The sequence below is a fragment of the Mesorhizobium sp. M1329 genome, from assembly GCF_040318035.1.
In the GTDB taxonomy this organism is placed as follows: Bacteria; Pseudomonadota; Alphaproteobacteria; order Rhizobiales; family Rhizobiaceae; genus Mesorhizobium.
The window spans coordinates 137,163-149,982 of the sequence record NZ_JAMYLN010000009.1 but is presented as its reverse complement, the minus strand read 5'-3'; the positions used below and the strand labels follow the sequence as shown (position 1 = coordinate 149,982).

12 protein-coding genes are annotated in these 12,820 nt (G+C 63.2%); 2 read left to right on the top strand and 10 right to left on the bottom strand.

The genetic code is table 11. The annotated features are described in order from the left end of the window. Positions 1–68 precede the first annotated feature (68 nt). The 9 genes from rpmG to NKH21_RS11895 all read right to left on the bottom strand — a co-directional run bounded on the left by rpmG (position 69) and on the right by NKH21_RS11895 (position 9,764). Complete coding sequence (gene rpmG, locus NKH21_RS11935) at positions 69–236, bottom strand: 50S ribosomal protein L33 (RefSeq protein ID WP_006201775.1); 168 nt, start codon at positions 234–236, stop codon at positions 69–71. A 331-nt stretch (positions 237–567) separates the two neighbouring features. Then, positions 568–936: a YybH family protein gene (locus tag NKH21_RS11930; RefSeq protein WP_352865047.1), complete on the bottom strand. Its 369-nt coding sequence runs from the start codon at positions 934–936 to the stop codon at positions 568–570. A 51-nt stretch (positions 937–987) separates the two neighbouring features. Then, positions 988–1,449 carry a YqfO family protein gene (locus tag NKH21_RS11925; RefSeq protein ID WP_352667887.1) on the bottom strand — a complete coding sequence of 154 codons (462 nt, stop codon included), beginning with the start codon at positions 1,447–1,449 and terminating at the stop codon, positions 988–990. A 110-nt stretch (positions 1,450–1,559) separates the two neighbouring features. Beyond that, entirely contained in the window at positions 1,560–2,735 is a 1,176-nt protein-coding gene (locus tag NKH21_RS11920) for an MFS transporter (protein ID WP_352667885.1), read from the bottom strand. A 16-nt stretch (positions 2,736–2,751) separates the two neighbouring features. Continuing rightward, positions 2,752–3,486 (bottom strand): NUDIX hydrolase, encoded by a 735-nt coding sequence (locus NKH21_RS11915; RefSeq protein ID WP_352865044.1) that lies wholly within the window; start codon positions 3,484–3,486, stop codon positions 2,752–2,754. A 72-nt stretch (positions 3,487–3,558) separates the two neighbouring features. Continuing rightward, positions 3,559–4,011, bottom strand: coding sequence for a DUF983 domain-containing protein (locus NKH21_RS11910; protein WP_352667881.1), 453 nt, complete (start codon positions 4,009–4,011; stop codon positions 3,559–3,561). Then, positions 4,011–6,317 carry a ribonuclease R gene (gene rnr / locus NKH21_RS11905; protein ID WP_502903443.1) on the bottom strand — a complete coding sequence of 769 codons (2,307 nt, stop codon included), beginning with the start codon at positions 6,315–6,317 and terminating at the stop codon, positions 4,011–4,013. The genes NKH21_RS11910 and rnr overlap by 1 nt, the downstream gene beginning before the upstream one ends. A 6-nt stretch (positions 6,318–6,323) precedes the next feature. Then, positions 6,324–8,939 (bottom strand): type I DNA topoisomerase, encoded by a 2,616-nt coding sequence (gene topA, locus NKH21_RS11900; RefSeq protein WP_352667878.1) that lies wholly within the window; start codon positions 8,937–8,939, stop codon positions 6,324–6,326. Between the two features lie 447 nt (positions 8,940–9,386). Beyond that, entirely contained in the window at positions 9,387–9,764 is a 378-nt protein-coding gene (locus NKH21_RS11895; RefSeq protein ID WP_352667876.1) for a COG4315 family predicted lipoprotein, read from the bottom strand. Positions 9,765–9,952: 188 nt separating this feature from the next. Between NKH21_RS11895 and NKH21_RS11890 the strand changes: the two genes are divergently transcribed. Next, positions 9,953–10,699 carry a cytochrome c biogenesis CcdA family protein gene (locus tag NKH21_RS11890; RefSeq protein ID WP_352667875.1) on the top strand — a complete coding sequence of 249 codons (747 nt, stop codon included), beginning with the start codon at positions 9,953–9,955 and terminating at the stop codon, positions 10,697–10,699. Positions 10,700–10,764: 65 nt separating this feature from the next. Here the strand turns inward: NKH21_RS11890 and NKH21_RS11885 are convergent, their stop codons facing one another. Further along, a complete protein-coding gene (locus NKH21_RS11885; RefSeq protein ID WP_352667872.1) occupies positions 10,765–11,658 on the bottom strand; it encodes an SDR family oxidoreductase in 894 nt (297 codons plus the stop codon). Between the two features lie 129 nt (positions 11,659–11,787). Here NKH21_RS11885 and NKH21_RS11880 point away from each other — a divergent pair, with 129 nt between their 5' ends. Further along, positions 11,788–12,735, top strand: coding sequence for an AraC family transcriptional regulator (locus NKH21_RS11880; protein WP_352667870.1), 948 nt, complete (start codon positions 11,788–11,790; stop codon positions 12,733–12,735). Positions 12,736–12,820 lie beyond the last annotated feature (85 nt).

The window sequence follows — 12,820 nt, the reverse complement described above, 5'->3', positions numbered from 1 at the left end:
TCCTGCACCCCCGAAACGAAAAACGCCGCCCGGAAGGCGGCGTTTCGGTACTGCGAGAGAAAACCCGATTACTTGATCTTGGTTTCCTTGAATTCCACGTGCTTCTTGGCGACCGGGTCGTATTTGCGGAACGACAGCTTGTCCGTCTTGGTGCGGCTGTTCTTGCTGGTCACGTAGAAGAAACCGGTGTCGGCGGTCGACAGAAGCTTGATCTTGATGTTTGCGGCTTTGGCCATGATGTTCGTCCGTTAATGTTCGTGGAGTTTTGGCCGCTGGAGCACGGGGAAACACCCGGACGCGGGAAACTTGCCGCGACACATAAAGAACGCACCCGGAAAGTCAACCCTTGTCCAGGTTCTGTGTCGCAGGCAGATGAGTTGTCCGGATTAGGTAGCACATGAGCTTGTCCGGGTTTATTGCCAGCCGATGGAGGCTGGGGATGAAGCGGACAATTGATGTGCTACCAGAACCCGACAACTTGATTGGCTGCCGACGGCCGCGGGAGGCTCCTGTGTGCCTCCGGCCGTCCTAAGCAGGCTCGGGGTGGCGTCTCAGTTTGAATGCTGGCTATGAGTATCGAGCGATGGACGGCTGATCGATCACCCAAAGCCAGTTCCCGTCACCTTGCCGGCGAGCGATTTCCGCAGTCACCGCACCATCGGCAAGGCGCGTGGAAGTGAGCGCCAAATCCCCGTTGATGATAGCCGGACGCTGATCTCCGAGATCAAACGTTCGTCCCGCTGCCACCAACTTGGCGTAAAATCGGCTGATGGCGTCTCTGCCGCAGGCCAACTGTCCGTTGCCGGTATCGAGGATGGCACCGGGTTCGTAAAGAGCAGCCATTCCTTCCGCGTCTCCCGCTTGCTCGCGAGAAACCAACAGCCGCGCCAGGTCCTGGGGATCGCTTGCCGGTTTGCGGTTTGCTTCATCATCCATTGTCAGGCTTCCTGACAGCCAAATTCAAACCGAGATACGACCAGGTTCCGGTCACTCCGCCGCGACGGTTTCCGGTTGCAACGCCTTCTTCCAGTCCCCCGTCGTGTTCCACCAGCGGTTCGGATTGGCGCGGTCGTCGAGGCCCTTGGAGCGGCTGGCAAGCAGTGGCTGAATGCGGATCACCGGCTCCTGATAGCTGTGAACCTGGTAAATCGCTTCGACGACGCGAGCGGCGAGCTTCTGGTCGTCAGGCAGTTCGAACGACACTTCGACAGTGCCCGGCCGCCTGCGCAATTCCGTCTCGGCGCCGGCGGCGGCACCTTCAAGGGGCCGGTAACGTTCGATGCCGTCCGCCGACTGAAACGCATTGCTATCATATTTGCCCATTCTGAGCGGCGCGATCGCGACCACCGCTGCCATGATGCGGTCGACATCGGCTGCCGGTGCCTGAAAGGTCACCAGCAGCAGCAATTCCATCCGCAGCGATTTTGTTTCAAAGCCACTATCGATCATCCGAGGTCTCCCTGCTTATGCACTTTGGGGGAGCATATACTCGAGCCCTCCTGACATGGTTGTGTCAGGAGTTGGTCAGCAGTGGGAGCGATGTCGGCAGCTGAGCCGACTCAGAGGATTTTGCGGAGCAGCCTGGTGCCGACCAGCACGATATAGCAGGCGAAGAACAGGCCGAGCGCCCAACCGAAGCCCGACGGCCCGAAAGCGTCCATGCCGATGCCGATTGCCTGCGGGCCAAGCACCATGCCGACGCCGTAGCAAAGCACGAAGGCGGCGTTGGCGGAGGCCAGTTCGTGGCCGGAAAGTTGCGAGCCAAGATGCGCCAGACCGATTGTGTACATGGCAGCGACCACACCGCCCCAGACGAACAGAAGCGCTGCCATCAAATGCCAGTTCTGCGCGAAGAACGGCATGAAGACCGTGCCGGCAAGTCCGACGGTGGCACAGGCCATCAGCAGATAGCGGCGGTCGCTGACGCGGTCGCTGATCATGCCGATAGGGATCTGCAACAGCACGTTGCCAAGCCCGATCATGGTGAGCAAAAGGGCGGCGTCCGCCTCCGAGTAGCCGATGCGGTTACCGTAGACCGGGAACAGGGCAAAGCCGCCGGTCTCGACCGCGCCGAACACCAACACGGCCGCGGTCGCCGTCGGCACCAGCCAGATGTAACGCAGGAAATTGCTGGTTTCGCCGTCCGAGACGATCGTCGGGCTCTCGTTGCGTGCCGCCAGGACCGGTATGGCAGCGAGCGTAACCAAGGCGATGGTAACGCCGAAGGGCAGGAAGCCACTGCTGCCGAGATGGGCGAACAGCCAAGGCCCGGCGGCAAAGCCGAGAGACAGCACAGTGGCATAGATGCCGAGGACCAGTCCGCGCCGGTGTGGCGGCGCCGAGGTGCTGATCCAGAATTCCGACAGGATGAACAGCACCGTCAGCGCGATATGCAGCAGCACGCGCAACGGAAACCACATCCAGAAGGCTGGTGCGAAATGGAAACCGACAAAGGCCAGCGCCCCGGCCGCAATCATGGCAAGCATCGTCCAGGCGACCCCGAACCGCATGGCGAGCGGGGTGGCGAGCGGCGCGCCGGCGATCGAGGCGAGGCCGGCGACCGCGGTGTTGAGCCCGATCATCGACGCGGAGTGGCCACGCGTTTCCAGGATCACGCTGAGCAGTGGCATGCCGAGGCCGATGGCAATGCCGACGACGCTGATCGACGAGATCGCCGCGACCATCGGCAGCCAGTGTACGCGTTCCTCGACCTCTCGCTGGGTATCCACTGTCATGAAATGCCTGGCTGCTCTAGAGAATTTCGCGGACGAAGCGATTGCGGACAAGCCGGTAGAACGGCACGGGACCGCCGGGGCTCAGCAGCGGATCCCGGGCGAGCCGCTTTTCCAGCTCCTCCAGGACCGTGCGCGTGATGTCTGGAATATCGGCTTGCCTGGCCCTGGCCAATGGCAACCAAACGACGTCTTCCAACTCATCGGTCGGACCGCCATCCGGCAGTTGCACCGCGACATCGTCGCGCCATGCCGCGAGAAAGCGCGTATCGAAGCGGCGCACCCGGTTGGGCGGGGTGATGGCGCGTGCGACGAAGTGTAGCGCTCGCAGTGATGGTATGACGCCGTGCTCGACAAAGCCCTGCCAGTCGCTCTTGGCGGTCGCGAAGGCGCCTTTTTGGCCGATCAGCAGGCCGGCCTCCTCGTAGGTTTCGCGGATTGCCGACATGGCAATGGCGCGGGCGCGGGCCGGGCTGGTGCGGCCGATGCCGCCGGTCAATCTCGCTTCTTCCTCAGGATGAAGTGCGGTGGCTGTCGGAATGCGGCTGTCGGCCGGATCTGTGCGGCCGCCGGGAAACACGAATTTTCCCGGCATGAAGGCATGATCGGCGTGGCGCCGGCCCATCAGCACCAGGAACTCGTCGCCCTTGCGGTCAAGCAGGATCAGCGTCGCGGCGTCACGCGGGCGTATAGGCTTGGCATCGAGCGCGATCCGCTCAACCTTGTCGATTTCCGCCTTGGTCATAACGTCCATGCGCTCGACCTAGCGGAATCTTCTCCGATGCGAAAGTGGCGTCCAGCCATGCCGATTGCGCCAGCCTCGGTTTCAAGCCTCGGGATGCGACTCGATCAGATCTTCTTCACCGCCAAAGCCGTGCATATAAAAGGCCCATTGCAGGCCGATGACAGCGCCCTTGACTGGCTGCAGCAGGACGACGGCGAGAATGATGGTCAATGGCACCCAGATGGCGATGTGCTGCCAGGTCGACAGCGTCGAGGTCGCCTCGACACCCATGAAGGCGCCGAGCACGATGTGGCCGACAATGACGACCACGAGATAGGCCGGCAGGTCGTCGGCGCGATGGTGGTGGAGCTCCTCGCCGCAACGATCGCATTTATCGACGGTCTTGACGAAGGCGCGAAACAGCTTGCCCTCGCCGCAATGCGGGCAGCGGCCGAGCATGCCGCGCTTCATTGCCGTCCATAGCGGCCGGGCGGTCCGGCCCGAGTGATGTTCGCCGCCGAAAACCCGTTCTTCCACCTGCAGTTCTGTTGGCATTACCGTCTCCTGCCGCGCGTGCCTGGACGCGATTGCGACGCCCGGGCGCGGCCTTTGGCCTTGTGGAACGACCGTTTGGAGCCGGGCAGCGGCTTTGGCTCGGTCAGCATCTCGAAACGCATCGCGCCGGCCATCGGCGCCACCTCGATCAGGCGAACCTCGACGCGATCAGCAAGCTGATAGCCCTTGCCGGTGCGTTCTCCGAAAAGCGATCGAGCAGTTTCGTCGTATATATAGTAGTCGCCGCCCAGGGTTGAAACCGGAATGAAGCCATCCGCGCCATACTGCGGCAATTGGACAAACAGGCCCGATTTGGTGACGCCCGAGATGCGGGCGTCGAAACGGTCGTCGATGCGCTCGGCGAGATAGGCGGCGATCAGCCGGTCGACCGTGTCGCGCTCGGCGGCCATAGCGCGCCGCTCGGTCGCGGAAATCAGTGCCGAGACCTCTTCCAGCCGCTCCGCCTCGTCCTGCGTCAGGCCCCCCGGACCAAGGCCGAGTGCGGCAATCAGCCCGCGATGCACGATCAGGTCGGCATATCTGCGGATCGGCGAGGTGAAATGCGCATAGCGCTTCAGGTTGAGGCCGAAATGGCCGATATTGGCAGGCGAATATTCGGCTTGGCTCTGCGAGCGCAGCACCACTTCGTTGACTAGCCCCTCATTGTCGGCGCCGCGCACGCGAGCGAGGATGCCGTTGAACTGGTTCGGCCGCATCTGCGCGCCGCGCGCCAGCGACAGGCCTAGCGTCTGCAGGAATTCACGCAGCGATTCCTGCTTGGCGAGCGAAGGCGCATCGTGGATGCGGTAGACCAGCGCCTGCCGCTTCGCCTCGAGTGTCTCGGCGGCGGCGACATTGGCCTGGATCATGAACTCTTCGATCAGTTTGTGCGCGTCGAGCCGCTCCGGCACGACGACCTTGTCGACGGTGCCGTCCTGCTTGAGCAGGATCTTGCGCTCGGGCAGATCGAGCTCAAGCGGCTGGCGCGTGTCGCGGCCGCGCTTCAGGATCGCGTAGGCGTCCCATAGCGGCTTCAGCACCGCATCGAGGATCGGGCCAGTCGTGTCGTCCGGTGCGCCGTCGATCGCCGCTTGCGCCTGCTGATAGGCAAGTTTCGCGGCCGACTTCATCATGACGCGATGGAACGAGTGTCTGAGTTTGTGGCCATCGGCCGAGAAAGTCATACGCACCGCTATCGCCGGACGATCCTGGCCCTCGCGCAGTGAGCAGAGGTCGTTCGAGATGCGCTCCGGCAGCATCGGCACGACGCGGTCGGGGAAATAGACCGAATTGCCGCGCTTCAGCGCTTCGCGATCGAGTGCCGTGCCGTAACGCACGTATGCAGCGACATCGGCAATGGCGACGGTGACAACCACGCCGCCGGCGTTCTTCTCGTCGGTGTCGGGCATGGCGAACACCGCGTCGTCATGATCCTTGGCGTCGGCCGGATCGATGGTGAGCAGCGGCAGCTCGCGCCAATCCTCGCGGCCGGCAAGCGTCGCCGGCTTGACCGCCTCCGCCTCGGCGATAACGTCGGCGGGAAAAATATGTGGAATGTCGTGTGCATGGATGGCGATCATCGAGACCGCCTTTTCGCTGGCCAGCGACCCCAACACCGCCAGAACCTTGGCTCGCGGCAGCCCGTAGCGGGAGGCCCGCGCCGGCTCGACCTCGACCAGATCGCCGTTCTTGGCGCCGTTCTGGAATTCCTTGTCGACGACCAGCTCCGGCTGGCGCCTTTCCACCGGCTCGATGCGGAGCGTGCCGTCCTTCAGCACACGGAAAACGCCGAGAACCGAATCGGTGCGCTTCTCGAATATCTTCATCACCCGGCCGGTATAGGCCGGGCCTGCCGGATCGTCGGTCGGAAAGGTCTTGGCCAGCACGCGGTCGCCGATGCCCGGCGTCGGGCCATTGCCGCCGCGCGACACGCGGATCGCTATGACCGGAGGTTCGCCATTGCCAATCGCTTCGGTCGGGTGCGCCAGCAGCACACCGTCGGCGTCACGGCCGAAGATGTCGAGCACCGCGACGTGGGGCAGGGCGCCGACACGGGCAAGCCGCTTGCGCTCCTTGGTCAGCAGGCCTTCGTCCTGCAGGTCGCGCAAGACGTCCTTCAGCCAGATACGGTCTTCGCCGCGCAGCGCAAACGCCTTGGCGATGTCGCGTTTTCCGGCGCGGTCCGGATTTTCGGCGATGTAACGCAGTATCTCGTCGCGTGAAGGCCGGTAATTGTCCCTGACCTTGGCGCGGGTATCGGCGGTGCGCAGATCGCCGTGGCTTCTTCCGGAGACTTTGTGCGCCAACCCGTCCTATCCCTTTTTCCTGGCCGCCGGTTTTTTGGCCGCAGCCGGTTTCTTGGCAGGCGCGGCCGCTTTGCGGAAGGGCTTCCTGGCGCCATTGCCGCCCTTGGCTTCCTTTTCCGCAATGAGCGCAACCGCATCCTCGATAGTCACCGATTGCGGATCCTTGCCCTTCGGCAGCGTCGCATTGACCTTGCCGAAATTCACATAAGGCCCGTATTTGCCGTCGCGCACGACGATCTTGCCGCCGCCGGCAGGATGATCGCCAAGTTCCTTGAGCGCAGCGGCTGTGCCGCCATTGCGGCCGCCTTTGCCCTTCAATTGCTTCTCGGCGATCACCGAGACGGCGCGATTGAGGCCGATCGAGAACACGTCCTCGATGCTGTCGAGATTGGCGTAGGTGCCGTCATGCAGCACGAACGGCCCGTAGCGCCCCAGCCCGGCCGAAATCATCTTGCCGGATTCCGGATGCTTGCCGACGTCGCGCGGCAGCGACAAGAGGGCGAGCGCCTTTTCATGATCGATCGAATCGACAGTCCAGCCCTTGGGCAGGCTGGAGCGCTTGGCATCCTTGCCGTCGCCGCGCTGGATATAGGGGCCGAACCGGCCATTGCGCAGCGTGATCTCCTCGGCGGTATAGGGGTCCTTGCCGAGCACCTTGGTGCCGTCTTCGCCATTGCCGTTCTCGCCATTGGGATTGGCGGCGTCGCCGAGCTGGCGGGTGAAGGAGCATTCGGGATAGTTCGAACAGCCGACGAAGGCGCCGAACTTGCCGAGCTTCAGCGACAGGTTGCCGGTGCCGCATTTCGGACAGATGCGCGGGTTCGAACCGTCTTCGCGCGCGGGAAACACCAGCGGCGCCAGTTCCTCGTTCAACGCATCGAGAACGTCGGTGACGCGCAACTCCTTGATGTCGGCGACGGCGCCGGAAAAATCCTTCCAGAAATCGCGCAGCACGTCCTTCCAGGCGAGCTTGCCGTCAGAGATTTCGTCGAGTTTCTCCTCGAGCGAAGCGGTGAAGTCGTACTCGACATAACGCTCGAAGAAGCTTTCGAGGAAGGCTGACAATAGCCGGCCCTTGGCCTGTGGCACCAGCTTGCGCTTGTCGATGGTGACGTAATCGCGATCCTCGAGCGTCTTCAGGATCGCCGTATAGGTCGACGGCCGGCCGATGCCCAGCTCCTCCAGCTTCTTGATCAGCGAAGCTTCCGAATAACGCGGCGGCGGCTCGGTGGTGTGTTGGGTAGCGTTGATCGCCTCGCGTGTGAGCTGCTCGCCGGCACGGATCTCGGGCAGGCGGCGGCTTTCCTCGTCTTCCGAATCTTCTTCCTTCTGCTCGATGTAGGCGGCAAGGAAGCCGTCGAAGCGAACAACCGAGCCGACAGCACGAAGCTCGGCGGTGCGCGGGCCGTTGATGGCCTCGATCTCGACCGTGGTGCGCTCGATCTCGGCCGGCTGCATCTGGCTGGCGATGGCGCGTTTCCAGATCATCTCGTAAAGCCGCGCCTGGTCGGCGTCGAGATACTGCCTGACGGAAGCCGGCGTGCGCATGAAATCGGTCGGACGGATCGCTTCGTGCGCCTCCTGGGCATTCTTGGCCTTGGCGGAATAGACGCGCGGCTTTTCAGGCAGGTACTTGGCACCGAATTCCTTGGCGATCGCATCGCGTGCGGCAGAGATCGCCTCCGGTGCCATCTGCACGCCGTCGGTTCGCATATAGGTGATCAGGCCGGTGGTCTCGCCGCCGATCTCCATGCCCTCATAGAGCCGCTGCGCCACCTGCATGGTGCGGTTGGCCGAAAAGCCGAGACCCGATGAGGCTGCCTGCTGCAGCGTCGAGGTGGTGAAGGGCGGCCCGGGATTGCGCTTGGTCGGCTTGGCTTCGACCGACGCCGCCTTGAAGCTTGCGCCTTCGAGCATCGCCTTGATGTCGTCGGCCTGCGCCTTGTTGGAAATGTCGAGCTTTTGCAGCTTCTTGCGCTCGAAGGCGGTCAGCCGCGCCTCGAAATTTTCCTTGCGCGGCGTGCCGAGGATGGCGGCGACCTGCCAGTATTCCTCGCGGATGAAGCGCTCGATTTCGGATTCGCGGTCGCAGACCAGACGCAGCGCCACCGACTGGACGCGGCCGGCGGAGCGGGCGCCGGGCAGCTTGCGCCACAGCACGGGCGACAGCGTGAAGCCGACCAGATAGTCGAGCGCGCGGCGGGCCAGATAGGCATCGACCAGCGGCGCATCGATCTGGCGCGGATTGGCCATCGCCTCCAGCACCGACGCCTTGGTGATAGCGTTGAAGACGACGCGGCTGACCGGCTTGTCCTTCAACGCGCGCTTTTGCTTCAGCACTTCGAGGACATGCCAGGAGATCGCCTCGCCCTCGCGGTCCGGATCGGTGGCGAGGATCAGCCCGTCGGCGTCCTTGACCGCCTTGGCGATATCGGCGAGACGCTTTCCAGACGCGGTGTCGACGGCCCAGGACATGGCAAAGTCTTCATCCGGACGCACCGAGCCATCCTTGGCCGGGAGATCGCGGACATGGCCAAACGAGGCCAGAACCTTGTAGTTCTTGCCGAGGTATTTGTTGATTGTCTTCGCCTTGGCCGGCGATTCGACGACGACGACGTCCATACGGTCTCATATCAGTTGTGATGCGGCAGAAGAATTCCGCTGCGCGCGACGAAATCTCGTTCAATGTGTCGCTCACATGGCCGCGCTTTTGCATCGGGTCAAGGCCAAGCAGTCAAAATGCGGCCCTGTACCGAATGCGCAACCCAACGGCGCGCCATGCGATTTCCGCAATCCTGGACAAGGGAAATGGGCAGCCCATCGCTGGACAAGCCCGGCAATTGATCCTGGAGAACGGGACAAACTCTCCCGCGGATATAAGAGAAACATCCAGCACGCGCCAGCCCTGCTTGAACAGATGCTGTGAAGCGCGTGATCGGTAGCCCGGCATTTTGCTCGGACAGTCGCAAGGAATTACCGTGCTGAAAAGCTGGCCGCCGGGGCGGTTGGGTCGAGTTCCCAGCGACCAGCCGTGTTACCGCCTGTTACAGCGGATCAGAAGCTCAAGGCTTAGTCGGCCTTGGCGATATGCCAAACGCCGCCGACACCCTCGCCGGTGACGTCCCCGGCCTTCTTGTCCTTGATGAACGTGTAGAGCGGCTTGCCTTCGTAGGCCCACATCCTGGTGCCGTCGGTGCGGTCGACGATCGTCCATTCGCCCTCGGCCTTGGCGTTGGCGTCAGCCTTCAGCGGCGGCCAATTGGCGGCGCATTTGTCGTAGCAGTTCGACTTGCCCGTCTCGTCCTTGTCGTAGGTGTAGAGCGTCATGCCGCTGGCGTCGGTGTAGATCTTGCTGCCGCCGAGTTCTGCTTCCTTCCACGCCTCGGCGGCCAAGGACGCCGTGGTGCCGAGCAAAAGCGCGGCCATGCCAATTGCGATCGTTTTCATGGACTTCTCCCTGGATCATTCGAAAAGCGCGCGGAACAACGCAGCTTCGTTTGATCAACGCTGCCTGGCTGCCCTTTCTTCCCGGGCGGGCGTCGGCATTGCTACCCAATGTGATGGGGCCACGCGATGGTGATTGGCGGACGGCCGTTGTCGTAGCTATATGGCTGCGCAGTCATCGGGAGACGGAAATGGCATTGGACGTCGGCTATGTCAGCGCGATCGGGGCGGGAGCAATTTCGTTCCTGTCACCCTGCGTGCTGCCGCTGGTGCCGCCTTACCTGTGCTATATGGCCGGCGTGTCGGTCGACGATTTCCGCGGCGAGGCCGGCATTACGGCAAAGGCCGGTGCGCGCGGCGCGCTGGTTAATTCCTCCATCGCCTTCGTGCTCGGCTTTTCGACCGTCTTCGTCGCGCTCGGCGCCGGCGCCTCGACCATCGGCCATCTGCTGCGAGTCTGGCAGGAGCCGCTGGCAATGGCGGCTGGCGTGCTGATCATCCTGATGGGGCTGAATTTCCTCGGTGTACTGCGCATCCCTTTGCTTTCACGCGAGGCGCGCTTCCAGTCACAAGGCAAGCCGGCCAGCCTGATCGCCGCTTATGTCATGGGCTTGGCCTTCGCCTTTGGCTGGACGCCCTGTATCGGCCCGGTGCTGGGGCCGATCCTGACGCTTGCCGGCGGCCGCGAGACGGTGGGCGAGGGCGCGCTGCTGCTTGCCGCCTACTCGCTCGGCCTCGGTATTCCCTTCCTCGTTGCGGCGCTGTTTTCCGGCGCCTTCATGCGCTTTCTCGGGAAATTCCGCGTCCATCTCGGCCGCGTCGAAAAGGCCATCGGCGGGTTGCTGGTGGTCGCCGGCGTGTTTTTCCTGACCGGCGGCGTGCAGGCGGTGTCATACTGGCTGCTTGAGAATTTTCCGGTGCTGGGGCAATTGGGATAGGTTCCCGCCCGGCCGAAGCGCGAGGCCGTAGCTGCGGTGCAAGGCACCGCAGCTACGTGGTCCGTTCAACCTTCGAAATAGCCCGGCTGGTTGATATCGGCGATGAGCTCGGGTCCGCTCGGCGCCCACCCCAGCAGCGCGCGAGTCCGTTCGCTTGAGGTCGGGACATCCATCGCCGCGAACATCGCGAACCAGCCAAAATGATCGGCGGCTTCTTCCCCGGACTTGGCGACGACCGGCACGTTCAGGCGACGGCCGATCACGCCGGCGATGTCCTTGAACGGCACTCCTTCTTCGGCGATCGCGTGATATCGCCCGCCACCGGCTCCATGCTCGAGCGCAAACCGGTAGACGCGGGCGGCATCGAACCGATGCACGGCAGGCCAGCGATTGAACCCTTCGCCGACATAGGCCGACACGCCCTTCTTGCGAGCAAGGTCGATGAGGATCGGAACAAAGGCGTGGTCGCCCTGGCCATGGACCGACGGAGGAAGGCGAACAACCGACGCGCGCACGCCGCGTGCCGCCAGCGCGGCGGCTGTCGCTTCGGAGGCGCGGGGATACGAGGCGGAAGAGGGGACAGGCGCATCTTCCTCCGTCGCGACACGGCCCCGCGCCTGGAGCGCGGTTCCGGAGGTGACGAGCAGGGGCCGCTCGGAGCCTTCGAGTGCTCCGCCCAAGGCCTCGATGGCGCGCCGGTCCATCTCGCAGTTTTGCGCGAATTTCGAGAAGTCGTGGTTGAAGCCGGTATGGATCACGCCATCGGCTGCCGCTGCGCCCCTACTGAGGCTTTCGAGGTCTTCGAGGTCACCTCGATGCACCTCGGCTCCGGTGGCTGCAAGCGACTTGGCCGACGCCGCCGAGCGGGCGAGGCCGAGCACCTGATGGCCGGCGCCGATGAGTTCTTGAACGACGGCAGAACCGACGAATCCGGTCGCTCCGGTAACGAAAACACGCATCACGACTTCTCCTTGTTCATTTCTGACCACGACCATGCTCGCGGCTCGGTTGTATCGTGATAGGCGCTTGAGAAAATACGATCTATGCGGTAGAGTCCGTATTATCTTCGCAATCGTCCGGAATGACCTGTGGATCCCCTTTCAGATGTGCTCTCGCTGCTGAAGCCGCGAAACTATATGTCGGCCGGTTTCGATGCTGGTGGTGAATGGTCGATCCAGTTCCCCGACCAGCAGCAAAGCATCAAGACCGGAGCGGTGGTCTCCGGCCGGTGCTGGCTATCTGTGGAGGGCGTTGCTGACGCAGTGCGCCTTGAGACGGGAGACTGCTTCCTGCTGCCGAGTGGACGGCCCTTCCGCCTTGCAAGCGACATGAGCTTGACGCCTGTTGAAGCCGTCAAGATTTTTCCGCCCGCGCGAGCCGGCGGTGTCGTGACCCACAATGGCGGTGGTGATTTCTTTCTGGTCAGCAGCCGCTTCGCGCTTGGCGGGAATCATGCCGGCATCCTGTTGCGGATGCTGCCAGCCATTGTGCATATCCGCAAAGAGTCGGACCAGTCGGCGCTGCGCTGGTCGGTGGAGCGGATGATGCAGGAGCTGCGCGAGCCGCAGCCGGGCGGCTTTCTGGTGATTCAGCACCTCGCCCACATGATGCTGGTTCAGGCGCTGCGGCTGCATCTTTCGGAAGGATTGAAAGGTGGCATCGGCTGGCTCTTTGCCCTGGCTGACAAACAGATCGGCGCGGCGATCAGCGCCATGCATGACGATCCTGCGCATGGCTGGACGTTACAGGAACTGGCGGAACGGACCGGCATGTCGCGATCGACCTTTGCGCTCAGATTCAAGGAGACGGTTGGCGCGTCGCCGATGGACTATTTGACGCGCTGGCGAATGCTGCTGGCCGGCGACCGGCTGACGAATTCCAGCGATCCCGTCGCCGTCATCGCGCTGTCGCTCGGCTACGAATCCGAAAGCGGCTTCAGCACAGCCTTCAAGCGGGTCATGAACTGTTCGCCACGGCAATACGGCCGTGGCCGAGCCCCCAGCTTCGCATCACGCAACGAGGCGGAAGCCGCCTGAGCCGATCGGCTTGAGCGTGTCGCGGGTTGGAGGTTCTACCGTCTCACCGGAATTTAACCGCATTGGTGCAGCATGCCGCCGGTGC